19 protein-coding genes and 1 tRNA gene are annotated in these 25579 nt (G+C 62.8%); 11 read left to right on the forward strand and 9 right to left on the reverse strand.

The window, feature by feature from the left end; translation table 11 throughout:
* Positions 1 to 39: 39 nt before the first annotated feature.
* Positions 40 to 933, forward strand: coding sequence for a DMT family transporter (locus H2509_RS16255; protein WP_182167179.1), 894 nt, complete (start codon positions 40 to 42; stop codon positions 931 to 933).
* Positions 934 to 942: 9 nt separating this feature from the next.
* Here the strand turns inward: H2509_RS16255 and H2509_RS16260 are convergent, their stop codons facing one another.
* Entirely contained in the window at positions 943 to 1788 is an 846-nt protein-coding gene (locus H2509_RS16260) for a YihY/virulence factor BrkB family protein (protein ID WP_182167181.1), read from the reverse strand.
* A 182-nt stretch (positions 1789 to 1970) separates the two neighbouring features.
* On the opposite strand from H2509_RS16260, the gene H2509_RS16265 reads away from it, so the two are divergent.
* The gene (locus tag H2509_RS16265; RefSeq protein WP_182167183.1) at positions 1971 to 3653 is read left to right on the forward strand and encodes an acyl-CoA dehydrogenase family protein; all 1683 of its coding nucleotides are present in this window, start codon (positions 1971 to 1973) and stop codon (positions 3651 to 3653) included.
* Here the strand turns inward: H2509_RS16265 and H2509_RS16270 are convergent, their stop codons facing one another.
* The 4 genes from H2509_RS16270 to H2509_RS16285 all read right to left on the reverse strand — a co-directional run bounded on the left by H2509_RS16270 (position 3654) and on the right by H2509_RS16285 (position 6929).
* Positions 3654 to 4286 (reverse strand): hypothetical protein, encoded by a 633-nt coding sequence (locus H2509_RS16270; protein ID WP_182167185.1) that lies wholly within the window; start codon positions 4284 to 4286, stop codon positions 3654 to 3656.
* 61 nt (positions 4287 to 4347) lie between these two features.
* Positions 4348 to 4929, reverse strand: a complete 582-nt coding sequence (thpR, locus tag H2509_RS16275) for an RNA 2',3'-cyclic phosphodiesterase (protein WP_182167187.1) — start codon at positions 4927 to 4929, stop codon at positions 4348 to 4350.
* A 233-nt stretch (positions 4930 to 5162) separates the two neighbouring features.
* Positions 5163 to 6215 carry an aldo/keto reductase gene (locus H2509_RS16280; protein WP_182167189.1) on the reverse strand — a complete coding sequence of 351 codons (1053 nt, stop codon included), beginning with the start codon at positions 6213 to 6215 and terminating at the stop codon, positions 5163 to 5165.
* Between the two features lie 75 nt (positions 6216 to 6290).
* Complete coding sequence (locus H2509_RS16285) at positions 6291 to 6929, reverse strand: arylesterase (RefSeq protein WP_235975022.1); 639 nt, start codon at positions 6927 to 6929, stop codon at positions 6291 to 6293.
* Positions 6930 to 7037: 108 nt separating this feature from the next.
* On the opposite strand from H2509_RS16285, the gene H2509_RS16290 reads away from it, so the two are divergent.
* The 3 genes from H2509_RS16290 to H2509_RS16300 all read left to right on the forward strand — a co-directional run bounded on the left by H2509_RS16290 (position 7038) and on the right by H2509_RS16300 (position 11347).
* On the forward strand, positions 7038 to 7775 hold the full coding sequence (locus H2509_RS16290) for an ABC transporter ATP-binding protein (protein WP_182167193.1): 738 nt from the start codon (positions 7038 to 7040) through the stop codon (positions 7773 to 7775).
* A gap of 4 nt (positions 7776 to 7779) precedes the next feature.
* Positions 7780 to 10371, forward strand: coding sequence for an ABC transporter permease (locus tag H2509_RS16295; RefSeq protein ID WP_182167195.1), 2592 nt, complete (start codon positions 7780 to 7782; stop codon positions 10369 to 10371).
* Between the two features lie 220 nt (positions 10372 to 10591).
* Positions 10592 to 11347 (forward strand): Bax inhibitor-1/YccA family protein, encoded by a 756-nt coding sequence (locus tag H2509_RS16300; protein WP_182167197.1) that lies wholly within the window; start codon positions 10592 to 10594, stop codon positions 11345 to 11347.
* A gap of 82 nt (positions 11348 to 11429) precedes the next feature.
* Here H2509_RS16300 and H2509_RS16305 read toward each other — a convergent pair whose 3' ends face one another.
* Entirely contained in the window at positions 11430 to 11825 is a 396-nt protein-coding gene (locus H2509_RS16305) for a DUF2794 domain-containing protein (RefSeq protein WP_182167199.1), read from the reverse strand.
* A 79-nt stretch (positions 11826 to 11904) separates the two neighbouring features.
* Positions 11905 to 15348 (reverse strand): pyruvate carboxylase, encoded by a 3444-nt coding sequence (gene pyc / locus H2509_RS16310; protein ID WP_182167201.1) that lies wholly within the window; start codon positions 15346 to 15348, stop codon positions 11905 to 11907.
* 723 nt (positions 15349 to 16071) lie between these two features.
* Between pyc and H2509_RS16315 the strand changes: the two genes are divergently transcribed.
* From H2509_RS16315 to H2509_RS16335, 5 genes are all read left to right on the forward strand, one after another.
* On the forward strand, positions 16072 to 19188 hold the full coding sequence (locus tag H2509_RS16315) for a helicase-related protein (RefSeq protein WP_209002003.1): 3117 nt from the start codon (positions 16072 to 16074) through the stop codon (positions 19186 to 19188).
* 37 nt (positions 19189 to 19225) lie between these two features.
* Entirely contained in the window at positions 19226 to 19603 is a 378-nt protein-coding gene (locus tag H2509_RS16320) for an RNA-binding S4 domain-containing protein (protein WP_182167203.1), read from the forward strand.
* 279 nt (positions 19604 to 19882) lie between these two features.
* A complete protein-coding gene (fdxA, locus tag H2509_RS16325) occupies positions 19883 to 20221 on the forward strand; it encodes a ferredoxin FdxA (RefSeq protein WP_182167205.1) in 339 nt (112 codons plus the stop codon).
* Between the two features lie 451 nt (positions 20222 to 20672).
* A complete protein-coding gene (locus H2509_RS16330; protein ID WP_182167309.1) occupies positions 20673 to 21263 on the forward strand; it encodes a CarD family transcriptional regulator in 591 nt (196 codons plus the stop codon).
* 514 nt (positions 21264 to 21777) lie between these two features.
* Entirely contained in the window at positions 21778 to 22653 is an 876-nt protein-coding gene (locus tag H2509_RS16335) for an RNA polymerase factor sigma-32 (RefSeq protein WP_182167207.1), read from the forward strand.
* 57 nt (positions 22654 to 22710) lie between these two features.
* Here the strand turns inward: H2509_RS16335 and H2509_RS16340 are convergent, their stop codons facing one another.
* Both H2509_RS16340 and H2509_RS16345 read right to left on the reverse strand, forming a co-directional pair.
* The gene (locus H2509_RS16340) at positions 22711 to 24159 is read right to left on the reverse strand and encodes a M48 family metalloprotease (RefSeq protein ID WP_328805097.1); all 1449 of its coding nucleotides are present in this window, start codon (positions 24157 to 24159) and stop codon (positions 22711 to 22713) included.
* Positions 24160 to 24230: 71 nt separating this feature from the next.
* Positions 24231 to 25127: a thermonuclease family protein gene (locus H2509_RS16345; protein WP_182167211.1), complete on the reverse strand. Its 897-nt coding sequence runs from the start codon at positions 25125 to 25127 to the stop codon at positions 24231 to 24233.
* A 369-nt stretch (positions 25128 to 25496) separates the two neighbouring features.
* Between H2509_RS16345 and H2509_RS16350 the strand changes: the two genes are divergently transcribed.
* Positions 25497 to 25573: transfer RNA gene (locus H2509_RS16350), tRNA-Arg, on the forward strand.
* The last annotated feature ends 6 nt before the right edge of the window (positions 25574 to 25579 follow it).

Genomic DNA, 25579 nt, shown 5'->3' on the forward strand with positions numbered 1-25579 from the left:
TCGCGGCAATTCGGCAAGTATCGGCGAGAGGGGGCTCGTTTGCGCAGACTTTTGATCACGCTTTCACCGGCGATCTTCGTGCTTCTGTGGTCGACCGGCTTCATCGGTTCAAAGCTCGGCGCACCTTATATAGAACCCTTCGTTTTCCTGAGCGTCCGCTTCCTGATCGTGCTGCCGATCCTGCTCGGCCTTGCCCTTCTGCTTCGTTCGACATGGCCGCGTACGGTCGCAGCCTGGTTTCATTGCCTTGTGGCGGGCGCGCTGATGCACGGCGTCTATCTTGGCGGCATCTTCTGGGCGATCGACCGCGGCATGCCGGCAGGCATCTCGGCGCTCGTTCTCGGCCTGCAACCGCTCCTGACCGCGGTGATCGCCGCGCCGATCCTGGGTGAACGGGTCGGGCCGCGGCACTGGGCCGGATTGGCGATCGGCGGCGCGGGTCTCGCGCTCGTGGTGCTGCCGAAACTGGGAGGCGTTGCCAGCGGCATCAGTGTCGCAACCGTTGCCGTCTGCCTTGTCGCAGTGGTCGGCATGTCGGCAGGCGCCGTCTATCAGAAGCGCTTTGCCGCAAGCGTCGACCTGCTGTCCGGCACGGCACTGCAATATGCGGGCGCCCTCATGATCACGCTGCCGCTTTCGGCCTTCGAAAGCTGGCAGATCGAGTGGTCCGGCGATCTGGTGATTGCACTTGCCTGGCTGGTGCTCGTGCTCTCCGTCGGAGCCATCCTGCTTTTGATGGTGCTGATCGGCAAGGGAAGCGCCTCGCGCGTGGCAGCACTTTTTTATCTCGTGCCGGTGGCGACCTCGGTGGAAAGCTATTTTCTGTTCGGCGAGCGGCTTTCGCTCATTCAGCTTGCCGGCATGGCACTGGTCATCGGCGCGATGATCCTGATCCAGCGGCCCGGCGGCGAGGCGCGGGCGAAGACCGCCTGAGGGCCACCCCTATCTGGTTGTTTTCTGGCGCAGGATCGCTGCGTTGAGCTCGCCGCCGAGAATGAAAGCCATCGAGAGAAGGTAGAGGAAGATCAGTGCCGTCATGACGCCGGCAAGGCCCGCATAGGTGGAAACGTAATTGGCGAAACCCGCCAGATAGGCACCGAAGGCAGCGCCGGAGACGATCCACATGACCAGTGTCGCCACGACACCCGGCAAAAGATCGATGAAGTGGCGTTTGCCCGCTGGCAGGAAGCCGTGGGCGACAATCAGTCCTCCGCCCATCAGAATCGAGGCGATGACGTAGCGGGATATATTCAGGCTCTGCGCGAAACGCTCCAGTTCGGGCAGGTCGCGCAGGACCGCCTGCCAGACAAGCGGCGCCAGGACGATCAGCAACGCGAAGACGATCAGCACGAAGGAACCCAACAGGACGAAAACGATGGCCTGCAGGCGGCGGAACAGGAAGAAGCGCGTGTCATGGATGCGGTAGGCGCGGTTGAGGCCCGTACGAAGTGCCTCGACACCGTTTGAGGCGAACCAGAGCGAGGCGACGACGCCGAAGGTCAGCACATCGCCCCGCGGCTCCGTCAGCACCTTGCGGATTTCGCCGGCGACGGGGCCTGCGACCTGCTTCGGCCATGCGTCGAACAGCATGGTCGCGATCTGGTCGGCGGTGTCGTTGAGTCCGAGATATCCCGTGAGGGCCGCGATGAAGATCAGGAAGGGAAAGACGGCAAGGAGGGTCGACAGCGCCACATGGCTCGCCACCGCGAAGCCGTCATCATCGATGAAATGGCCGATGGCGTCGGTCAGGACCCGATAGAGGAAAACAAGGCTTGTCGACAGGGTCATGCGGAAATTTGTCTCCCGTATCCTGTTGCTGCGTCAAGAAGCCCCCTTCCGGCGGCCGGTGAAAGCAGCGGCAGGGAAATAATATTTCGCAAGCCATCCGTCCCAAGCACTATTGCTTCGCAGTCGCGAAGCGGTATTGTGTGCGCTGCATCATAAATTGCCCGGGCAGGACGGAGATCCGAATGTCGCTCGCTAGTCACCAGACCGCCAATTCCGCTTCAAAGCTCGCCGAACTGACATCCGCAGCGGCTGCCAGCATCGACGCGCTTGTTCGCGCGGCGACGGAGGCCGTACGCGGGCTTGTTTGCGAAAATGGGCGGATCTCTTCGGCACGGATGGACGAAGAGCAGCGGGCGACGCATGGCCTTGCCTGGCTTGCCACCTATGGCGAAGCGCTGACCCAGCTCGATGCCTATCGCCGCCGCCTGGGCGAAGCCGGACGGTTCGGCGAAATCGAAGAGCTGATCGTGCGGCTCGGTTTCGCCGAGTACCTGTCGCAGATCTTCGGCGGCATCCCGATGAACCAGGGAGAATTCGTCCGCCTTGCCGATCTCGGCATCGACGCGGAGGCGGCGTCCCGTTTCCGGGCGAAGGAAGTCGAGACGCTGATCGCAACCGGCAATACGCCCGCGATCCGCGCGCGCCTGGCGGCGCTGTTGCAGGAGAGCGAAGGCGCATCCACCTTCGGCGACAGCGGCCTGGATGAGACTTACGAGCAGATCCGCGAGGAAATGCGCCGCTTCGCCGCCGACAAGGTGGCTCCGCACGCCCATGAGTGGCACTTGCAGAATGCCTATATTCCGATCGAGGTGATCGAGGAAATGGCGGCGCTCGGCGTTTTCGGCCTGACCATTCCGGAGGAATACGGCGGGCTGGGACTCGGCAAGGAAAGCATGTGCGTCGTCTCGGAGGAACTGAGCCGGGCCTATATCGGCGTCGGCTCGCTCGGCACGCGTTCGGAAATTGCCGCCGAACTGATCCTTGGCGGCGGCACCGAGGAGCAGAAGGCGAAGTGGCTGCCGAAGATCGCTTCAGGCGAGGTGCTGCCGACCGCCGTCTTCACCGAACCCAATACCGGATCCGATCTGGCTTCGCTCCGGACCCGGGCGGTGCGCGACGGCGAGACCTGGAAAGTGTCCGGCAACAAGACCTGGATCACGCATCCGGTGCGAGCGGACATTATGACCTTGCTCGCACGCACGAACCCCGACGAGCCCGGCTACAAGGGGCTGTCCATGTTCATCGCCGAGAAGCCGCGCGGCAGCGACGCCGAGCCTTTCCCGGCAAAGGGCATGACGGGCGGCGAAATCGAGGTGCTCGGCTATCGCGGCATGAAGGAATACGAGATCGCCTTCGACGGCTTCGAGGTGGCGCATGAAAACCTGCTCGGCGGCGTCGAGGGGCAAGGCTTCAAGCAACTGATGCAGACCTTCGAGGCGGCCCGCATCCAGACGGCCGCGCGGGCGCTTGGCGTGGCGCAGGCCGCACTCGATGTCGGCCTTCGCTATGCGCAGGAGCGCATCCAGTTCGGCAAGCCGCTGATCGCGTTTCCGCGCGTGGCCGACAAGCTCGCGATGATGGCGGCCGAGGTGATGATCGCGCGCCAGCTCACCTATTTCTCCGCATGGGAGAAGGATTCGGGCAGGCGCTGCGACCTTGAGGCCGGCATGGCGAAGCTTCTGGGGGCGAGGGTCGCCTGGGCTGCCGCCGACAATGCCCTGCAGATACACGGCGGCAACGGTTTCGCGCTCGAATACCCCGTGTCGCGGCTTTTGTGCGACGCCCGCATTCTCAATATCTTCGAGGGGGCGGCCGAGATTCAGGCCCAGGTGATCGCCAGGCGGTTACTGGATTCCCGTAACTGATCAGGTTGACGGCGCAGGCGGGTGATAGGCGGTCTGCCGCTCGACGGCGTCCTGCGAAAAAACGCCATTGCCGAAGATCACCTCTCCTGCCGCAAGCCTGACGTTGCGGGCGCGGCCCTGGCCCTTGAGCACGGCGCCACGGCGATCGGGGTTCGGGTGGGTGTGAGGCTCGCCCGCGCCCAGGATGCAGCTGTCGACGGCGATGGGCCCGAGGATCTGGCTGCCGGACCCAAGGTCGCTCGCGCCGGACACCGAGGCGCCGGCCTGATAGCGGCCTCCGCTGCCGATCACGATCCTCGAATCCTCCCGGTTTGCCCGCGCAATGAAGCCGCCTTCGCCGAACTCGTTGCCGTCGCCGATCGCGATGCTTCCCGGTTTCGCGCAAAGCCGGACGCCGGGCCAGAAAACATTGCCGTTGCCAATGGTGAGCGTGCCGCCTTCGCCGCATTCCAGGATGAGCGATGGATAGAGGATCGTGCCGGCTCCGATTTTCACAGGTCTCGATATGAGCGTGGAGAACGGATCGAGGATCGTTACGCCCCGATCCGCCAGGGCGACCGTCTCATGAATGGAGAGAAAGCCGAGCTTGCTACGCTGGCTATCGAGCGCTTCGATATCTTTCTGCAAAAACATGAAAATTGAGCCGGACCTGTCGGAGTGTCCGGCCCAATATGCATGTCGCTGAATGCAGCGATCAAGTCACGTTGGAGTAGAACCCGCGATAGGACGGCAGGCCGCCGGCCTCCAGGGGGTAGGCCTCCTCCACCAGATAGGGCCCGCCGCCGACGCTTGCACGCGAGGAAAAGAGCACGAAACGCCCGGCCGTAAAGGAAGGCGCCTGGAAGTGGCCCCGTTCGGCAAGCCAGCGGGCGGCTTCCTCGTTGGTGGTGCCGCCCTTCATGCGGGCGATGGTGATATGAGGAACGTATTTGCGCCGCTCGGCGGGCAGGCCGAGCCGCTGAAGGATGCGCTCCTGTTCCGCCTGCAATTCCATCAGCGCCTGATTCGGTACCACACGCGCCCATATCGAATGCGGCTTGCCGTTTCCAAAGGAGCCGAGCCCGTCGATGCGGATCTCCACCGGCCTGCGGTGGATGCGATCGAGAGCATCGACGACCTCGTCGGCCATCCGGTCGTCGATATCGCCGATGAAACGAAGGGTAAGGTGATAGTTTTCCGGATCGATCCAGCGCGCGCCTCTGAGGCCTCCGCGGAGCATGGACAGGAACATGCCGGTTTCGGCCGGGATTTCCAGTCCGGTGAACAGTCGGGGCATGGCGTAACCCTCCGCTGTTTCGATTCCTTGTATCCATCAGGCGCGCAATTTTTGCGATGCGCAAGAGCTTATTCGGAGCTCTTTGGAATCGTTCGGATTTTCGGCCTACTCCCTAGGCGTCGACGATGAAGAGCCGATGACGGCGACAGTTTTTTGCTCCGCCGTCATCGCATTGATTCGCCCGTCCGGCTAACCGGAATGCCGTCTAACGATCTGTTGCCGCAAGGGCAGTATCACGGGCAAGGATTGCCGGTAAGTTGATGGATCGCGTTGATGCGGGCTTCGATCTCGGCGGTGACCTCGATCGAGGCGGCGCCAAGGTCGACCTCAAGCTGGGCGAGTGAGGTCGCACCGAGCAAGACGGTCGTGACGAAGGAGCGGGACCTTGCGAAGGCGATGGCGAGTTGCGACGGATCCATTCCGAGATCGCCGGCAAGATCGAGATAGGCGTTGATGGCCTGCTCCGCTCCCGGCTTTTCGTAACGCTGCAGGCGGTCGAAAAGCGTCTTGCGCGCGCCCTTCGGCAGGGCGCCGTTGCGATATTTGCCGGTGAGGTATCCCTGAGCCAACGCCGAGTAGACGAGAAGGCCGACGTCCTCGCGCGTGGCGACTTCCGCAAGACCGGTTTCGAAAGTGCGATTGACGAGCGAATAGGCGTTCTGGATCGAAACGACGCGGGGAAGCCCTTTCATTTCGGCGTGCTTGAGGAAGGTCATGGTGCCCCAGGCGCTCTCGTTGGAGAGGCCGATATGGCGCACCTTGCCGGCGCGGACGAAATCGCCCAGCACCTCAAGTGTTGCCTCGATCCTGTTTTCGTCATCCGCCGGCTGCACATGCGCCCATGCGGTCGGATTGGAGCCGAAAGTGATGACATGCCGGTCAGGCCAGTGAAGCTGGTAGAGATCGATATAGTCGGTGCCGAGCCGCTTCAGGCTCTTGTTCAGGGCTTCTTCCATCTGGGGCCGGGTCAGCCTTGTCGGCGAACCGTCGTCGCGAAACCAGGTATTGTCGGAACGTCCCAGCACTTTCGTCGCCAGGATCACCCTGTCGCGGTTGCCGCGACCCTTCATCCACGAGCCGATGATTTCCTCGGTGCGGCCCTGCGTCTCGGGCTTCGGCGGGATCGGGTAGAGTTCGGAGGCATCCAGCAGGTTGACGCCATGCTCGAAGGCGAGGTCCATCTGCGCATGGCCTTCGTGTTCGCTGTTCTGCTCGCCAAAGGTCATGGTGCCCAGCGACAGGCTCGAGACCATGATGTCGGTGCGGCCGAGGCGCCGTTTTTCCATAATGACTTTCCTTGTCTATCAAGCGGGATTTTCAGGTGAACCGGCCGGTTCGAACAGGCGCGGGGAGCGGGGAGATCAGGACGCTTTCGCGCGGGCAATCAGTTGCTCGACCGCCGGCAGGATCCGTTCAACAATGATGGCGACGCCCTTGCCCGTCGGGTGCAGGCCGTCCGGCAATACGGTTTCCGGGCCGATCGGAATGCCATCGAGGAAGAAGGGATAGTAGAGCGCTCCATGCTTTTCCGCGATCTCCGCGAAGATCGGGTCGAAGCGGGCGGCATAATCCTCGCCCAGATTGCGGGGTGCCCGCATGCCGGCGACAAGCACCGCCGTTCCGCGTTCCGTAAGCCGGCTTACTATCGCGTCCAGGTTCTTTCCGGCGGCCTCCGGAGGGAGGGCGCGCAGGGCGTCGTTGCCGCCGAATTCCACGATCACCGCGTCCGCATCTTGCGGGATCGACCAGTCCAGCCGGGCAAGGCCGGTCGCCGTGGTGTCGCCCGAGACGCCGGCATTGACCACGTTCACGTCATAGCCGCGCGCATTCAGCGCGTCCTGGAGCTGGGCGGGAAAAGCCTCTTGAGGCGGCAACTGGTAACCGGCTGTCAGGCTGTCGCCGAAGGCGACGATCGTCAAAGGCTCGGCGCGCGCGGAACCGAAAGTTGCGAAAGCGAGCAGGCAGAACAGTTGGAGAAAAAATGTAACAGAGCGTCTCAACGTCCAATATCCTCTGGATCGGGCGGCGGCGGCGCCCCATATCGCAGCAAATGTGGTTGCGGCTTTCCGGCCGATGCCGAACGACAGACGCTTTATATAGGGTATCAGATGCTGAACGGACCAGCCGGCGCAGACGCTTCTTCTCCCAATCCGGTCATTGCGCTGAAAGGTGTGCATCTGAGCCTCGGCAGCGGAGCGGGTCGCGTCCACATCCTGAAAGGTGTCGACCTGACCATCGGGCGCGGGCGCTCGGTCGGACTTGTCGGCCCGTCCGGCTCGGGCAAATCCACCTTGCTGATGGTGATGGCCGGCCTCGAACGCGCCGATACGGGCGAGGTTGAAGTGGCCGGCGAAAGGCTGACGCGGCTTGGCGAGGATGCGCTTGCCCGTTTTCGCGGCCGCAATGTCGGCATCGTGTTTCAATCCTTCCACCTGGTGCCGAACATGACGGCGCTGGAAAACGTGGCGGTTCCGCTTGAGCTTGCCGGCGACAATCGTGCGTTCGAAAAGGCGAAGGCGGAGCTCGCCGCAGTCGGGCTGGGCGAAAGGCTCAATCACTATCCCGCGCAGCTTTCGGGCGGTGAGCAGCAGCGTGTCGCCGTCGCAAGGGCGCTTGTCGTGGAACCGGCGATCCTGATCGCCGACGAGCCGACCGGGAATCTCGACGATGCGACAGGGGCGCAGATCATCGAACTGATGTTCGAGGCCTGCTCCAGACGCGGCATGACCCTGGTGCTTGTCACCCACGATCTGCAGCTCGCGCGCCGCTGCGACCAAGTGGTGCGGGTGCGTTCCGGCACGATAGAGCCCTTCGAGGCTGAAGCCCTGACTGCCGAAAGGGCGTAAGGAGATGCCGGGTTTCGTTTCCACCCGCTTGTGGAGCCGGCGAAACGGCTCCTTTCTGGCTCTCCGTTTCGCCTTGCGCGAATTGCGCGGCGGACTTGGCGGATTTTACATCTTCATCGCCTGCATCGCGCTGGGCGTTGCGGCAATTTCAGGCGTCACGTCTGTCTCCCGCTCGCTGACGACCGGCATTCAGTCGGAAGGAACCGCCATCCTGGGCGGCGACATGGCGTTTTCGCTGGTGCACCGGCAGGCGGATGCGGACGAACTGGCCTACCTTTCCTCGCTTGGAACTGTCGGCCGCGTGGCCACCATGCGGGCGATGGCTCGCGTGCCGGAGACGGTGAACCAGTCGCTCGTCGAACTGAAGGCGGTCGACGATGCCTATCCGCTATACGGCTCGCTGAGGCTTTCGGGCGGCGGCCGGCTCGACGATGCGCTGGCGAAGCGCGACGGCGTATGGGGGGCAGTCGCGGATCTGGCGCTGCTCGCCCGCCTGGATCTCGCGATCGGCGACGAGATCTCCCTCGGCAAGGCCAGGTTCCGCGTCGCGGACACGATTGAGATGGAGCCCGACAAGCTCGACGGCGGCCTTGAATTCGGCCCGCGGCTGATGATTTCCGATGACGCGGTGGAGGACACCGGGCTTGTACAGCCTGGCAGTCTCGTTCGCTGGACCTATCGGCTGCGGCTGGAGCCGAACACCACCGAAAGCCGTATTGCGGCCATTCGACAGGACGCGGGCGAGGCCTTCCCGCAGGCCGGCTGGCGTATCCGCTCGCGCGCCAATGCCGCGCCGGGCCTGCAGCGCAACATCGATCGCTTCTCCCAGTTCCTGACGCTGGTCGGCCTTACCGCCCTTGTCGTGGGCGGTGTCGGCGTCGCCAATGCGGTGCGCGCCTTTCTCGATGCGAAGCGCGGCGTCATCGCCACCTTCAAATGTATCGGGGCATCCGGGGGGTTCGTTTTCCGCGTCTATCTCTGCCAGATCCTTGCGCTCGCGGCCATCGGCATTGCGATAGGGCTCGTCATCGGCGCGATAGTCCCTTTCGCGGCGGCCGGATTGCTGTCGCAGGTTCTGCCGATCAAGGCATCGGCCGGCTTCTATCCGGCGGAGCTGGGGCTTGGTCTCGTCTACGGTCTGCTGACCGCGCTCGCCTTCGCGCTCTGGCCTTTGGGGCGTGCCCATGACGTGCCGCCGCGCGCGCTGTTTCGCGACGATCTCGGCAACGGCCGCAGCCTGCCGCGCAAGCGCTATATGCTGGCGACCGCCGTGACTGTCGGGGTTCTGGCCGGCCTTGCACTCTGGCTTGCGGCCGACAAGAGGATCGCCTTCGTCTATATCGGGGCGACGGCGGCTGCTTTCGTGGTGTTGATGGCGGTTGCCCGCTTCATCATGTCGGCGGCCCGGCGCCTGCCGGCGGTCCGCTCCACCGAACTGCGGCTGGCATTGGGCAATATCCATCGTCCGGGAGCGCTGACGCCGTCGGTGGTGCTGTCCCTCGGACTCGGTCTGACGCTTCTCGTCGCCCTGGCGCTGATCGACGGCAACCTGCGCCGCGAGCTTGGCTCGACCATTGCCCAAAAGGCGCCGAGTTTCTTCTTCGTCGATATCCAGAATGCGGAGAAGGAGGCCTTCGACGCCTTCCTGGCCAACGCGGCAACAGGTGCGGCGATTGAAACGGCGCCCATGCTGCGCGGGCGGATCACCGACCTCAACGGTGTTCCGGCGGAGCAGATCCGCCCTGATCCGAGCGGTGCCTGGGCGCTGCGCGGCGATCGCGGCATCACCTATTCGGACCAGATTCCCGACAATTCGACCCTGATCACAGGGGAATGGTGGCCGAAGGACTATAGCGGCGTGCCGCTCGTTTCCTTCGAAAGCGGGGTTGCCGAAGCCCTGAAGCTCGGGATCGGCGATACGGTGACCGTCAACGTTCTCGGCCGGCCCGTGACAGCGCGGATAGCCAATCTGCGCGCGGTGGAGTGGGAATCGCTTGCCATCAACTTCGTGATGGTGTTTTCGCCCAACACCTTCATCGGCGCTCCGCATGCTCATCTGGCGACCGTCACCTGGGATGACGGCGCGGCGGGCGATGCCGCTACGGAACGCGAAATCGCGCTGCTGAAAGAGGTGACGACAGCCTTTCCCACGGTGACGGCCGTCAGGGTGAAGGACGCGCTCGATCAGGTGAATGCGCTGGTGGCGCAGCTTGCCTGGGCGATCCGGGGCGCGGCTTCGGTCACGCTGGTTGCAAGCGTCCTCGTGCTGGCCGGGGCCCTTGCGGCGGGCCATCGCCATCGCATCTACGACGCGGTGGTCCTGAAGATGCTCGGGGCGACCCGGCGCAGGCTGATATCCGCCTATCTGCTGGAATATGCGGCGCTTGGACTGGTCACGGCGGTGTTCGCGGTCATGGCGGGAACTGCCGCGGCCGGCTTCGTCGTGACGCAGATCATGGGGCTTGGCTTCACGTTCCTGCCGGCGACCGCTGGCGGAGCCGCGGTCATCGCGGCTGTTCTCACGATCGGATTCGGCCTTTTCGGAACGTGGCGGATCCTGGGTGAAAGGCCCGCACCGGTGCTGCGCAACCTTTGACGATCAAAGGCGACGTCCGGCCTTCTGCGTTCAAACATTAACGCTGGGATCGGAAAGCGGCTATAATGAGCAAATGTTAATCTCGCCGACCGACATTTGCGTCTTGTTCGGCGGAAAAAACACGCCATATCATATCTGGCCCGCGATTTATGCGGGTGCGGGGCTTTGCGGCAGCGATGCTGCTTGAGGCTCGTGGGGAAATCACAAAGAGAGGAAACCGATGTCGACCTTCGACCGCAACACCAACGTTCGGTATGCCACGGCCGGCACGCGCGCCGAGGCCGGCGTCTATGACGAGGGCCTGCGCGCCTATATGCTGGGCGTCTACAATTATATGGCGCTCGGCCTTGCCATCACGGGCGTTTTCGCGCTTGGGACCGTCTATTTCGCCATCGACCAGGCGACCGGCGGACTGACCGCGTTCGGCCAGACCATCTACCTCAGCCCGCTGAAGTGGGTGATCATGCTGGCGCCGCTCGCCATGGTCTTTTTCCTTAGCTTCCGCATTCAGTCGATGAGCGCGTCCACTGCACAGACCACCTTCTGGGTCTATGCGGCGTTGATGGGCCTGTCGCTGTCGTCGATCTTCCTGGTCTATACCGGGGCGTCGATCGCGCGGGTCTTCTTCATCAGCGCGGCTTCCTTCGGTGCGCTGAGCATCTTCGGCTACACGACGAAGAAGGACCTGTCCGGCTGGGGCTCGTTCCTGTTCATGGGCCTGATCGGCATCATCATCGCCTCGCTGGTGAATATCTTCCTTGCCTCTTCGGCGCTGCAGTTCGCCATTTCGGTGATCGGCGTGCTGGTATTCGCGGGTCTCACGGCCTACGACACCCAGCAGATCAAGGAAATGTATTACGCCGGCGACGGTCGCGAAGTCGCCGTGAAGAAGTCGGTGATGGGCGCGCTGAGGCTGTATCTCGACTTCATCAACCTCTTCCTCATGCTGTTGCAGCTTTTCGGCAATCGCGAATAAGCGCGACACGCAGGGCACAAACAAGAAAGGCGCGGAACCCCGCGCCTTTTTTGCATTCGATCGACCCCTGCAGCGCCGTCCTTCAGGCCTCCACGAGGCTCAGGTGCCGCTTGCGATCGAAAATCTTGAGGACCTGCGCCAGGTCCGTACCGCGCTTCAGGATCATGCCGCCGGCGCCGACGACCGAATAGGCACCCTGACGGCGAGCGTTCCTGGGATCCTTCTCGATACGGTAAAGCGGCATTTCGGACGAGCGCCGGAAGACGGAAAACACCGCCTTGTCCTTCAGGTGATCGATCGCGTAATCGCGCCATTCACCATTGGCGACCATGTAGCCGTAAATTCTGAGGATCTGATCGAGTTCCCGGCGGTGGAATGCCACCTGCTGGCGGATTGGCGGCATTGCAGACGTGCGGGGCGGCGCCTGATGGAGCGCTGCTGCCCCGCGGTGCTGCGCTTCCTCGTCGAACTCGCTCATGGCGCCTCCTGTCATTGTTCTGACATGATGCGTCCTTCGCCGGAACAGCGCAAGCCTTCGCAATGCCCTCCGGTTGACCCTAACCCTCGAATACGATCAGCAGGTCCTTCGCGTCGATCTGCGATCCCGGACCGACGAGGACTTCGGCGACCTTGCCGGCACGCTCGGCGTGAAGCGCGGTTTCCATCTTCATAGCTTCGATGGACAGCAGGACATCGCCTGCGGCGACTTCCTGACCCGGCTTGACGGAGATTGTCGAGACGACACCCGGCATCGGCGCTCCCACATGCGCGGCATTGTCGCCTTCGGCCTTGCGGCGGGCCGCGGCTGCGCCCGCGCCGTGAGCCCGGTCGGGCACCTTGACGTTGCGCGGCTGGCCGTTCAGCTCGAAGAAGACCTTCACCTGGCCTTCCGTATCCGTTTCGCCGATTGCCTGGCAGCGGATCACCAGCGTCTTGCCGGGCTCCAGGTCGACAAGGATCTCGTCGCCCACTTCAAGCCCGTAGAAATAGACGGGTGTCGGCAAGACCGAGGTCGGGCCGTAGGTATCCTGCGCCCTGGCAAAATCGGTGAAGACTTTCGGATACATCAGATAGGAGGCGAGGTCGTCGTCGGATATGGCGCGACCAACCTTGTCGGCGGCTTCCTTGCGGCGGGCCTCCAGATCGTCATCGGCCAGCAGCGAGCCGGGCCGCACGATAATCGGCTTTTCTCCCTTCAGTACCTTGGCCTGAAGATCCTTCGGCCAACCGCCGGGCGACTGGCCAAGATCGCCGCGCATCAGCTGCACGACGCTTTCGGGGAAGGCGACTTCCTTGCCGGGATTCACCACATCCGCAACGGAAAGCCCCTGGGATACCATCATCAGCGCCATGTCGCCGACGACCTTGGAGGACGGCGTGACCTTGACGATGTCGCCGAACATCAGGTTGGCGTCGTGATAGGCCTGCGCCACCTCGTGCCAGCGGGTTTCGAGGCCAAGGGAGCGCGCCTGTTCCTTCAGGTTGGTGAACTGGCCGCCCGGCATCTCGTGCAGATAGACTTCGGAAGCGCCCGATTTCAGGTCGCTCTCGAAGGCGCGATACTGATACCGGACCGCCTCCCAGTAGAAGGAGATCTCGCGGATCGCCTTGGTGTCGAGACCCGTGTCGCGGTCCGTGCCCTTCAGCGCTTCGACGATGGAACCAAGGCAGGGCTGCGACGTCATGCCGGAAAAGGCGTCCATGGCGGCATCGACGGCATCGACACCCGTCTCCACCGCCGCAAGCACCGTCGCTGCCGAAATGCCGGACGTGTCATGGGTGTGGAAGTGGATCGGCAGGCCGATCTCTTCCTTGAGCGCCTTGAAGAGGATGCGGGCGGCCTGCGGTTTCAGCAGGCCGGCCATGTCCTTCAGCCCCAGTATATGGGCGCCGGCCTTTTCCAGGTCTTTGGCGAGCGACACATAGTAGCGCAGGTCGTATTTCGGCCGCGCGCTGTCGAGAAGGTCGCCCGTGTAGCAGATGACGCCTTCGCAGAGCTTGTCGGCCTCGATCACCGCGTCCATGGAGACGCGCATGTTCTCCACCCAGTTCAGGCAGTCGAAGACGCGGAACAGGTCGATGCCGGCAGCGGCGGCGCGCTGCACGAAGTAGCGCACCACATTGTCGGGATAGTTGGCATAGCCGACGCCATTCGCCCCGCGCAGCAACATCTGAAGCAGGACATTCGGCACCTTCTCGCGCACGAGGCGCAGGCGTTCCCAGGGATCCTCGGTCAGGAACCGCATGGCGACATCGAAGGTCGCTCCGCCCCAGCATTCCAGCGAGAAGAGTTCCGGCAGGCCCCTGGCATAGGCATCGGCGATCGCGGCGATGTCGTGCGTCCGCATCCTTGTGGCGAGCAGGGACTGATGGGCGTCCCGCATGGTCGTGTCGGTGACAAGCGTGCGCCGTTCCGCCTTCATCCAGTCGGCAAAGCCCTGCGGCCCGAGATCGTCCAGCAGGTGACGGGTGCCCTTGCGCGGCTCGCCCGCATAGCGCGGGATCTGAGGAGCTGCGGCTTCGACGGACGGACGCGGGCGGCTCTTCGTCTCCGGGTGGCCGTTGACCGTCACGTCGGCGATATAGGTCAGCAGCTTGGTTGCGCGGTCCTGGCGCTTGACCTGCGCGAACAGCGCCGGCGTCTCGTCGATGAAACGGGTCGTGTAGCGGTTCGCGCGAAAATCCGGATGGCCGATGATGTTTTCAAGGAACGTCAGGTTGGTGGCCACGCCGCGGATGCGGAACTCGCGCAGCGCCCGATCCATGCGTTGGGCGGCTTCCTCTGCCGTCGGCGCCCACGCGGTGACCTTTTCCAGCAGCGGATCGTAGAAACGGGTGATCACCGCGCCCGAGTAGGCCGTGCCGCCGTCGAGCCGGATGCCGAAACCGGTCGCGCCCCGATAGGCGGTGATGCGGCCATAGTCGGGAATGAAGTTCTGCTCCGGGTCCTCGGTCGTGATGCGGCACTGGAGCGCGTGGCCGTTGAGGCGGATGTCCTGCTGGACAGGCACCCCGGAGGCGGGATCGCCGATCATCGCGCCGGCGGCGATGCGGATCTGCGCCTTGACGATGTCGATGCCGGTCACTTCCTCGGTGACGGTATGCTCGACCTGGATGCGCGGATTGACTTCGATGAAATAGACGGCGCCGGTATCGGCATCCATAAGAAACTCAACCGTTCCGGCGCCCTCGTAATTCACCGCCTGGCCGATCTTCAGGCCGTAGCCGCAAAGCTCCTGCCGCTTGGCCGTGTCGAGATAGGGAGCAGGCGCGCGTTCGACGACCTTCTGGTGCCGGCGCTGGATCGAGCAGTCGCGCTCGAAGAGATGGACGAGATTGCCGTGCTTGTCGCCGAGGATCTGCACCTCCACGTGACGGGCACGCTCGACGAGCTTTTCGAGATAGATCTCGTCCTTTCCGAAGGCGGCCTTCGCCTCGCGCTTGGCGGCCGTTGCGTCGCGCAGCAGTTCAGCCTCGTTGCGGATGACGCGCATGCCGCGTCCGCCGCCGCCCCACGATGCCTTCAGCATCAAGGGATAGCCGATCCCGGCGGCAAGCCGCTTTACCTCTTCCATGTCATCGGGAAGCGGATCTGTCGCGGGCATTACCGGTACGCCGGCCGCGACCGCCAGGTCGCGTGCGGCGACCTTGTTGCCGAGGCGGCGCATGGTCTCGGGCCTTGGGCCGATGAAGATGACGCCGGCTTTCTCGCAGGCTTCCACGAATTCCGGGCTTTCCGAAAGCAGGCCATAGCCCGGGTGGATGGCATCCGCGCCGGATTCCTTCGCGACCCGCAGGATTTCGTCGATTGCCAGATAGGCCTCGACCGGTCCCAGCCCCTGGCCTATCTGATAAGCCTCGTCCGCCTTGAAGCGATGCAGGGCCAGTTTGTCCTGCTCGGCGAAGACGGCCACCGTTCGCATGCCAAGCTCGTTGGCGGCGCGGAAGACGCGGATCGCGATTTCGGAACGATTGGCGACGAGAATCTTGCGAATGGCCAAAGGCGTCTCCCCGAACTGGCATGTTGTGGCCTTCTACCAAAGGCCGGGGAACGCGAAAAGCTCAAGCCTTGGGCAGAGTGCCTATGCGGCAGGCATGAGCCCGTTCAAATTCAAGACAATTAGGTTAACGATCGAATCTCCGATCTTCACAGGCGGAAACCGGCGCCGTGCCTATCTGGTGTATGAGCCGGTCCTTCAGCCTACATGTTGCATGAACAAAGAAAGAACATGCTTCGGTAAGCGATTCGTCCATCGGTTGTTCCTGTTCCGGTCATCGCGTTAAGCCGGCGTCTAAAAATCCCCTTATCGGATTTACCGAAATTTTACGCTTGACGGAATTCGGGCTCATGAGGGCTCGCCACCTCATTTCTCGCTAAAATTCTGAGCGGATTCAGGATTTCGCGGCGGAAAATTGAATCGTCGCAAGATGTTGTAGGGAACGAAAGATGAATCTGTGCGAGTCAGCGATTCGGTCCTTCTTTGTTCAGGACTCGTTCCATGTTCTGCTTCCGCAACGAATACGCGCGTCGATTCGGTGCCGAAAAAGATGCGGGACATTGCTTCGGCGACTGTGATAGGACACGGGTTCGTAGGAACCTGGAGTTCCAGCTGGAGCGGTTCCTGATCAAACGGATGTTTCGATCCGGATCGTCAGTGCTCCAGTCGCCCGTATTGCGGCGGGATGCTCTTCAGAAGGCGTTTGACGCAAGACCGACCCCAGTGATGTTCCAAACCGGATATTCGCCGCTTCCGCCGGCTGCGCGCGCCCGCACGGTCACCGCCGTTCTCGGGCCGACCAATACCGGCAAGACGCACCTTGCGATCGAGCGCATGGTGGCCCAGCCCTCCGGGTTGATCGGCCTGCCGCTTCGGCTGCTCGCGCGGGAGGTATACGGGCGGATTGTCGAGAAGAAGGGTGCGGATACGGTTGCGCTCATTACCGGCGAAGAAAAGATCGTTCCGCGGAACCCCCGGTTCTGGGTCTCCACCGTCGAAGCCATGCCCCTTGATCTCGACACGGATTTCGTGGCGATCGACGAGGTGCAGCTCGCCGGCGACCTGGAGCGCGGGCATGTCTTTACAGACCGTATCCTGAACCTGCGCGGGCGGGCGGAAACGCTTCTGCTTGGGGCGGCGACCGCCAGGCCGCTGCTGGAAAGGCTGTTGCCGGGCATCAACGTGATCACCCGGCCGCGCATGTCGGTGCTCTCCTATGCCGGCTCCAAGAAAATAACGCGGCTGCCGGCACGCTCGGCCGTGGTCGCCTTTTCGTCCGGTGAAGTCTACGCAATCGCCGAATTGATCCGTCGTCAGCGCGGCGGCGCGGCGGTCGTTCTCGGTTCGCTGAGCCCGCGAACCCGCAATGCGCAGGTGGAACTGTTCCAGAACGGCGATGTCGAGCATCTGGTTGCGACCGACGCCATCGGCATGGGTCTCAATCTGGATGTCGACCACATTGCCTTCGCCGGAAACCGGAAGTTCGACGGCTATCAGTACCGCGCCTTGAGCCGCGCTGAAATCGGGCAGATTGCCGGGCGTGCCGGACGGCATACGCGCGACGGGACGTTCGGTGTGACCGGTCGGGTCGACCCTTTCGACGACGAGCTTGTCGAATCCATCGAATCCCACCGGTTCGATGCGCTGAAGGTGTTCCAGTGGCGTAACACCCGGCTCGATTTTTCCTCGCTCGATACTCTCGTGCGGACCCTTGAGATGGTGCCCGTCGAGCAGGGGCTGACACGTGCGCCTCCCGCCGATGACATGGTGGCGCTGGAGCATGCGGCGCGCGATCCTGACATCCGCGCCCTTGCGACCTCCCCGAAGCGGATTTCCCTGTTGTGGGACGTCTGCCAGGTGCCGGACTATCGAAAGATCGCGCCTGCCAACCATGCCGATCTGGTGGCAACGCTCTATGGTTATTTGACCAGGCAGGGAGCCATACCCGACGACTGGTTCAGCCATCAGGTGAGCCTTGCCGACCGCCTTGACGGGGACATCGATACGCTGGCCAACCGTATCGCCCATATCCGAACCTGGACTTTTGTGGCAAACCGTGCCGACTGGCTGCGTGATCCTGCTCATTGGCAAGGGGTTACACGGGCTATAGAAGACCGACTATCAGATGCCTTGCACGAAAAGCTGACCCAGCGTTTCGTGGATCGGCGAACCAGCGTATTGATGCGACGTTTGAGAGAAAACGCGATGCTCGAAGCGGAGATCACAGGGACCGGCGACGTGCTTGTCGAAGGTCAGCATGTCGGCCAGCTGCAGGGATTCCGGTTCGCGCCGGATACAGGCGCGGAGGGGTCGGATGCCAAGGCCGTGCGGGCGGCGGCGCAAAAGGCGCTGGTGACGGAGATAGAGGCGCGTGCCGGGCGCCTGTCGCGCGCGCCGAACGAGGATTTCGCTCTCTCGGCCGATGGAACGATCCGCTGGCAGGGCGAACCGGTGGGACGGCTCATCGCCGGGGAAACCACGCTCGCCCCGTCCATCCTCACGCTCGCCGACGAAACCCTGACCGGCCCGGCCCGCGACGGCGTGCAGGAGCGTCTCGCGACATGGGTCAAGGCGCATGTCGACGCGTTGCTGAAGCCGTTGCGTGATCTGGAAGGCGCCGAAGGTCTGGAAGGTCTCGCCCGGGGCATCGCCTTCCGCCTGGTGGAAGGGCTCGGCATTCTGGAGCGCAGCGAAGTTGCCGATGACATCCGTCAACTGGACCAGACGATGCGCGCATCGCTGCGCAAGCTCGGCGTGCGTTTCGGAGCCTATCATATCTACGTACCCGCGCTGCTGAAGCCGGCGCCGAGTCAGTTGATCGCGGAACTCTGGGCGCTCAGGCACGGCAGTCCCGACATGCCCGGCCTTGCCGAGCTGCCGCAGCTTTCCGCTTCCGGGCGCACCTCCATGCCGGTCGACCCGGCAATCTCCCACGATCTCTACAAGGTCGTCGGCTTCCGTGTCTGCGGGCCGCGCGCAGTGCGCATCGATATCCTGGAGCGCCTTGCCGATCTGATCCGGCCGTTGATCGCCTGGAAACCGCTCGACAAGACGGTTGCGCCGCCGGATGGCGCCGTGCCCCAGGGGGGCGCCTTTACGATAACCATCGCCATGACTTCGCTGCTCGGCTGCGCGGGCGAGGATTTCGCCGCGGTGCTGAAGTCTCTCGGATACCGTTCGGAGACCCGGGAAATCGAGCGTCCCGTTGTCGCCGCCACCCAAGCGCAGAACGAGACCGTTGCGGGGACGGGCGGGGAGACAGGTGAACCTGCCGGAGAGCCGGCGGCTGTCGCCGTTGCCCTGGATGCCGCTATTGAGGAATCCGCTGCGGTATCGGCTGGATCCGAAAGCGCCGAAGCACCGGAAGACGAAGCTGCGGCGATCGACAGGATCGACGGTGCCGGAGATGAGATCGCCGAACCGGCTGCCGCAGACGCTGCATCCGAGACCGCTTCGGAGACGGTGACGGTGGAGATCTGGCGTCCGGGCCGCGGTGACCGCCGCCCGCATGGCCGCTCAGGCGAACACCGGCAGGAACAGCGTCGCGACGGCCGACAAGGCGGAAACCGCCGCCACGGCGGGGAACGCGGATCGGATCATCAGCACGGCGAAGCAAGGAATGGCGCACGAAGCGGCAAGCGAACTGAAGGCGGAAGGGGGGACAACGCGCGCGGTTTTGGCCGCGATCGCGGTCACGACCGGGGGCAGGGACGTCCGCATCACCAGGGCGGACCGCGCAAGCCGGCGCCCCAGCGCGACAAGCCGATCGATCCGGATTCGCCGTTCGCGGCCCTGATGGCGCTGAAGAACAGCCTGGAAAAGGGCAACGGCGACAAGTCTTGAGCCGCCGGCGCTTTCGCAAGGCGTTAGAGGGACGGACGTGGAGACGGCACAGCGGATCGACAAGTGGTTGTGGCATGCGCGGGTGACCAAATCCCGCAGCCTTGCCCAGAAACTTGCGATTTCCGGCCATGTCCGCGTCAACCGCGAGAAGATCGATGCCGCAAGCAAGCAGGTGCGCATCGGCGACGTGCTGACCATCGCGCTCGAAAGGCGCGTGCTGGTGCTTCGGATCCTGGGCATCGGCACCCGGCGCGGCCCGGCGGTCGAGGCGCAACTGCTTTACGAAGACCTTTCTCCGGCATTACCGCCGAAAACGGACGCGGTGCGGGAGGAGGGCGCGCGCGACCCCGGAACCGGTCGCCCGACCAAGCGTGACCGGCGTCAAATTGACGCACTCCGACGGGGAGAGGACTGAATTCCGGAAATACTCCCCGGAAGGAAATCCTGTGCCGCCTTCAGCCCTATTTGAAGGGCCTGCGACCTTGCGGGCAACGCGCAAAGGCGCTACCCAATCGCTGCATTGATGCACCCACGCTGGTCCTGCCGCCTGGTGCATCCCTGCACAGGGTTTCCCCGCCAGGGAAGTGCCGCATCGCAGTCGCGACTACGGCCACCCGTTTCGGGAAAGCTGCCCGTGTGCAGGCTACTGGATTTCGGCCCGCGCATTGAAAGCCGCGGACATGAGAGGACTGCGATGACCTACATCGTCACCGACAACTGTATCAAGTGCAAGTATACCGACTGCGTGGAGGTTTGCCCCGTTGACTGCTTCTACGAGGGCGAGAACATGCTGGTCATCCACCCGGACGAATGCATTGATTGCGGCGTGTGCGAACCCGAATGTCCGGCTGAGGCGATCAAGCCGGACACGGAGCCGGGGCTTGAGAACTGGCTTGAGATCAACACCCGTTATGCTGCGCTTTGGCCGAACATAACGGTGAAGAAAGATGCGCCGGCCGATGCAAAGGAATTTGACGGCGAGACAGGAAAATATGAGAAATACTTTTCTGAGGAGCCTGGCCAGGGCGACTGATCTGCGCCGGTCTTCGCTTTTTTTGAATTTCGGGAATGGGAAACCTTTCTCCGTGGCCGGCCGGGAACAGCCGGCCTTTGCTTTTTCTGACGTTGGGGAATGGTTAATTTGATGCCCGGCGGATAGTCGGCTTCGCACATCTGCTTTGAAATCCACAAGAATTGTGCTATATATGTGTCACAGTCGTAGGACGTTCGGTCTCTCCTCCCAGCGGAGGTTTTTTTATGGTCGCGGTTCATCTGGAACTGCGCCTGCGGCTAACATGAAAGTGCCACGCAATCCCAGGACCTGAGGTTCCGACCGGCTAATCATCGAAAAGCGCCCGAGCCCGGCGGCATGAAATCCATGTCAGCGCGCAGGTTCGCGTTTTCAATCGTTCGAAGGGCGTTCTGTGAAGCGCCGCTTCCCCGGCCGGTTGTGGCCGGCTACTGCGCAGGAGTTTGATAATCGAATGGCGACAACCGTGAAGAAGGCCGCGCAGCGACAGGGTTTCAAGACCGGCGAGTATATTGTTTATCCGGCCCATGGCGTCGGGCAGATCACCGCAATAGAAGAGCAGAATGTGGCGGGTTACGCCCTGGAGCTTCTGGTGATCAACTTCGAACAGGACAAGATGACGCTTCGCGTGCCTGTGGCCAAGATTGCCTCGGTTGGCATGCGCAAGCTCTCCGAACCCGCTTCCGTGAAGAAGGCGCTGGAAACCATCCGTGGACGTCCGCGCGTCAAGCGGACGATGTGGAGCCGCCGCGCCCAGGAATATGAAGCCAAGATCAACTCCGGTGACCTTATCGCGATAGCGGAAGTCGTTCGCGACCTCTACCGCTCCGAGAGCCAGCCGGAGCAGTCCTACTCCGAGCGGCAGCTTTACGAGGCCGCGCTCGATCGGATGGCGCGCGAAATCGCCGCCGTCAACAAGAGCTCTGAAACCGAGGCCATTCGTCAGATTGAACAGAATCTGACCAAGGGCGTCGGCCGGAAAGCCGCCGAAGCTCCGGTGGCGGAGCTTGAGGAAGATGGCGACGAACAGGAAGAAGCGGCCTGACGGGTTGTTTTCGGTTAACGGAAAAGCCCGGCGCGTCCGGGCTTTTTTCGTTTTCCGGGCATCCGGCAAATTTTGACATAAAAGAATATTTCAGTTTTCATGGGCGTCATAAGAATGCCTGATGATGACGCACGGAAATTTGTATTGGAGCCGAGCCGCCTTGGGCGGCATGATTGATGACAACGAAGCGTTTTTCGCTTTCGCTTGCGTCACGAATTGTGGGACCCGGCGGCAAACGGTTCGAAGCGATCCCTATGATGGAGCCCTACGATAGGCGAAGGGTCGCCGGAATATCTCAAGCAGCCGGAGGTTCCTGGAAGGGCCTGAAGTCTGGCAGAGCCGCAATCCGGCAGTCACTCCCGGGCTGACCGCCTATGCAGGCGATCTGCGGCAAGACGGGAGCCCGGCCGGCGGATTGCAAAGCCGACAGGTTTGATCCGGCGGCGGCATTCAAGCGTAGAGAAAGTTGAAATCGGCCAGGATATGCGCCCTGAGGAAGGGCGAGGAGGTGGCAATGACAAGCGCCCACGCGATCGGCAGCCGACGACAATTGGTAAAGGCGGCGATGAACGCGCCATACCTCACGCGAGAAGAAGAACACGCCCTTGCCCTCAAATGGCGTGATGAAGGCGATCAGGCAGCGCTTGACCGGCTTTCGCTGGCCCATATGCGCCTGGTGATTGCGGTGGCCGCCAAGTATCGCAATTTCGGTCTCTCGATGGGGGATCTCATTCAGGAAGGACACGTCGGCCTGCTTGAAGCTGCTTCGCGCTTCGAGCCGGAACGCGATGTGCGCTTCTCCACCTATGCGACCTGGTGGATCCGCGCGTCGATACAGGACTACATCCTGCGCAACTGGTCGATCGTCCGCGGTGGAACGTCTTCCACGCAGAAGGCGTTGTTTTTCAACCTGCGCAGACTTCGCGCGCGCCTCACTCGTGGCACGACGCAGATTACCGAGGAAGAGCTGCACAGCCAGATCGCCGAGGCCATCGGCGTAAAGGTCAACGATGTCGCGCTCATGAGTGCGAGGCTTTCCGGCCCCGATACATCGCTCAACGCCCCTATGGTCGAATCGGATGGGCAAAGCGCCGACAGGCAGGACTTCCTAGTCTCCGAAGAGCCCTTGCCCGAGGAAACGGTCGGCAACGCGATCGATACGGAGCGCCGGTCCCGCTGGCTTCAAAACGCCTTGTCGGTGTTGAGTGACCGGGAGTTGCGCATCGTACGCGAAAGGCGGCTTTCGGAAGACGGGGCCACTCTGGAGGCGCTTGGCGAAAAGCTTGGAATCTCCAAGGAACGGGTGCGGCAGATCGAAAATCGCGCTCTTGAGAAGCTGAAGGAAGCCTTGCTGAAAGCGCAGCCCGACAAGCTTGCCTATTCGGGCTGATCCGACCGTATGCATACCCGATGAAAATAAGCCCGGGCAGGAACTGCCCGGGCTTTTTCAGTCGATTATCAGCTTCAGCGGTGTCCCGGCCGGAATCGATGCGCCTGGCTCCACCTGGTTCAGGATGGAAAAAAGCTCCAGACGTCTGGCGGCCTCGACACCACTCATGCCGATGGCAAGCTTCTCCGCCGTGTCGCCCGCGTCCGCGCGAATGATCTTGATACGCAAAGGCCTGAGTCGGGCCCGTTCCGTCGGAGTGAGCTGGCGGAAGCTTTGCACGGTCTGCTCGTAAGCGCGCATGAACGCGTCGTCCGGATTGCGGCTGGCGAAGATGAAGCGATATCCGGTGCGGCCGATGCGGATCACGGCGATCCGGAACGACCAGCCATCGGTAATCGCCGAAGCCGTTACCGCCGGCAAGCCATTGATCGTCTCCTCGCGCACGCTTTGCGGTATCAGGCCATTGATCCAGCCGCTCGTCATATAGGAGGTCAGGGTGTCGAACTTCGTCAGGTCGGCGCCGTCGAAGCGGACGGCCGTGCCGGCCGCGTTGCTGGCAAGGACCGCCTCGGGCGAGTTTTCGAGCAGGAAGCCCTCCGGGACCGTAAAGCCGATGCCGAGCGCCTTGTGCAGGAACGAGCGACCGCGCGTAAAGCCCTCCAGCGGATCGTCCCCGAAAAGCATGCCGTCGATCTTGGTCAGATAGGCGTCGCGGTCGCGTTCGCCGATGCCCGGAGCGCCGACCTGGCGTGCCGCCCGCACCGCAAGCGTCACCCTTTCCGGCGTGCTGGGATGGGACGACAGGAAGTCCGGCGCGGTATTGCTGTCTCCCTTGGCACTCTGGAAATCGGAAAAGCGGCCCATCGTGTTCAGGAAGCGGGCGGCGGCGAATGGATCGTATCCCGCCCTCGCCAGCGTTTGCACTCCGATGACATCCGCCTTCAGTTCCTGCACCTGCGAGAACCGGGCGAAGGACAATTGCGAGGAGACGAGGGCCGCCCGGGCCTGGTCGGGGTTGCGCACCACGTTCGACAGGACGCGGCCGGCCAGTTCAGTCGCTTCGGCGCGTTGCTGGCGTTCGATCGCGTGATTTGCGGTCACATGCGCCATTTCATGCGCCAGCACGGCCGCCACTTCCGATGTGTCGTTGGCAAGGGCCAGGAGGCCGCGTGTCACATAAAGGTAGCCGCCCGGCAGGGCGAAGGCATTGACCGCCGGCGAGTTCAGGATCGTCACCCGATAAGTGCGTGACGGATCGTCGGATGCAGCGACCAGCCGCCCGACAACCTGCGCGACGGCACGTTCGGCGCCGGGATCTTCATAGACGCCGCCATAGGTCGCCACGACCCTTGGATGCTCGCGAGCGCCGAGATCATTGGCGAGGCTTGGCCGCAGCTGACCCGGCGCCGGCGTGCCGATGGAGATCGGCTCGGAGCCGTAGAGCTGGCATCCCGCGACGAAGGCCGATAGCAATACCGGCGCGGCGATCCTGCGCCCCGCGAACACGCCGAGCCCATGCAATCCTCCGCAAAAGCGGAGCACAGCCTGGAGAATGCTGAGGCGAGCGGAAGTTCGGATCATCTGGCCGTGGCGGTCTGCTTTGATGGTTTCGATCGGTTGTCGGCAACTGCCCGTTTGTTGCTGGGGCGCCACGCCGTCTCGCCGGATATGCCCTTGTCTTTCAATTCGATCTGCGCGGTATGCTCAAGGCGGATGGCTGGTCCCCTGTCGCGGACGATAACGCCCCGCAGGCGCACTCTCTTTCCTTTCAACGCAGCGAGATCGATGCCGGCGGCATCAAACGCGCTTTTTTGCTTCGTATCAATGGTTGCGGTGAAGTCGCTCGACCAATCGCGTCCGAAATTCAGATAGTGTGTCTTCCCTGCCTGTCCAATCGACAGGAGCCTGCCCTCCACCAGGGTGAATTGGCCGGCCCGTTCTTCAAGTGCAGGATCCCCCGCCCAAAAGATTTTTTCCGTTCGCCACAGACCCCTTCGTTTTTCCCGCGCATCCGTCTCCGCGGCCAGAAGCATGTCGAGACAGTTCAAGGGAAGAGCTTCGGGCGCCACGATCGCCCGCCCTGCCATTATCCACGTCAGGGCGATTGGGGCTCCGGTTTCGCTTTCAATGAGATTGCCGACCTGCCTTCCCCAGCGATCGCCAGACGCGGCAACCGGCTGAAACAGCAGGCTGTTCGCTGCAATCTCAGGGGCGTCCGGGCCGAACTTCGCCTCCGGCCGGAACACGAGGTCTGTCTGTCGGAAGTTGGTACCGTTTGCGCCTCGGACCGTGCCGCCGGCGTCAATCGTCGCAACATCCAGTAAACGCCCGCCCTCGCCGGTTTGGTTCTCCAATGCAAGAAGGCATTCGCCTTGCGCGCCGGCGCGCGAAGGCACGCTGGATAGGGACTGCAGAACGATCGCCGCAATGGCGCAAACAGCAAAGGGCGAGCGAGAGGGGCTTCTTGCTCGCACCGGCTTTCCGGCAGCGTCTACCGATGGTTCAAACCTACCCAATTGCGATAACCGCCCCTCGTCCGGACAGGTCCGGTGCGCGCGCGACCCATTGCAACCTTGCCGTGATTCCAGCTCCGGAAGGAAGAGCCTGGCTCGCCTGTTCATCTCGTGGTGTAGATGCTGTGCAATGGTGGCGGCAGAAGGGCAGGGATCCGTCAAAATACAGAAATTCGATATTGCCCGCCGAATGGGAATTCCGGAGAGGTGCCGGATATTGGCGCCTCAATTCGCAACAGGGTGATACGGCCGGGGAGCGAAGGGAGTTCCGGGATATCCATTTGCCGATCTGGACAGGCGGATCGCGATGGGGCATTTAGGAGACCGGTTGGCCCCGTAGCTCAGCAGGATAGAGCATCAGATTCCTAATCTGAGGGTCACAGGTTCGAATCCTGTCGGGGTCACCAGCAATT

The organism is Stappia albiluteola (genome assembly GCF_014050225.1).
Lineage (GTDB): Bacteria > Pseudomonadota > Alphaproteobacteria > Rhizobiales > Stappiaceae > Hongsoonwoonella > Hongsoonwoonella albiluteola.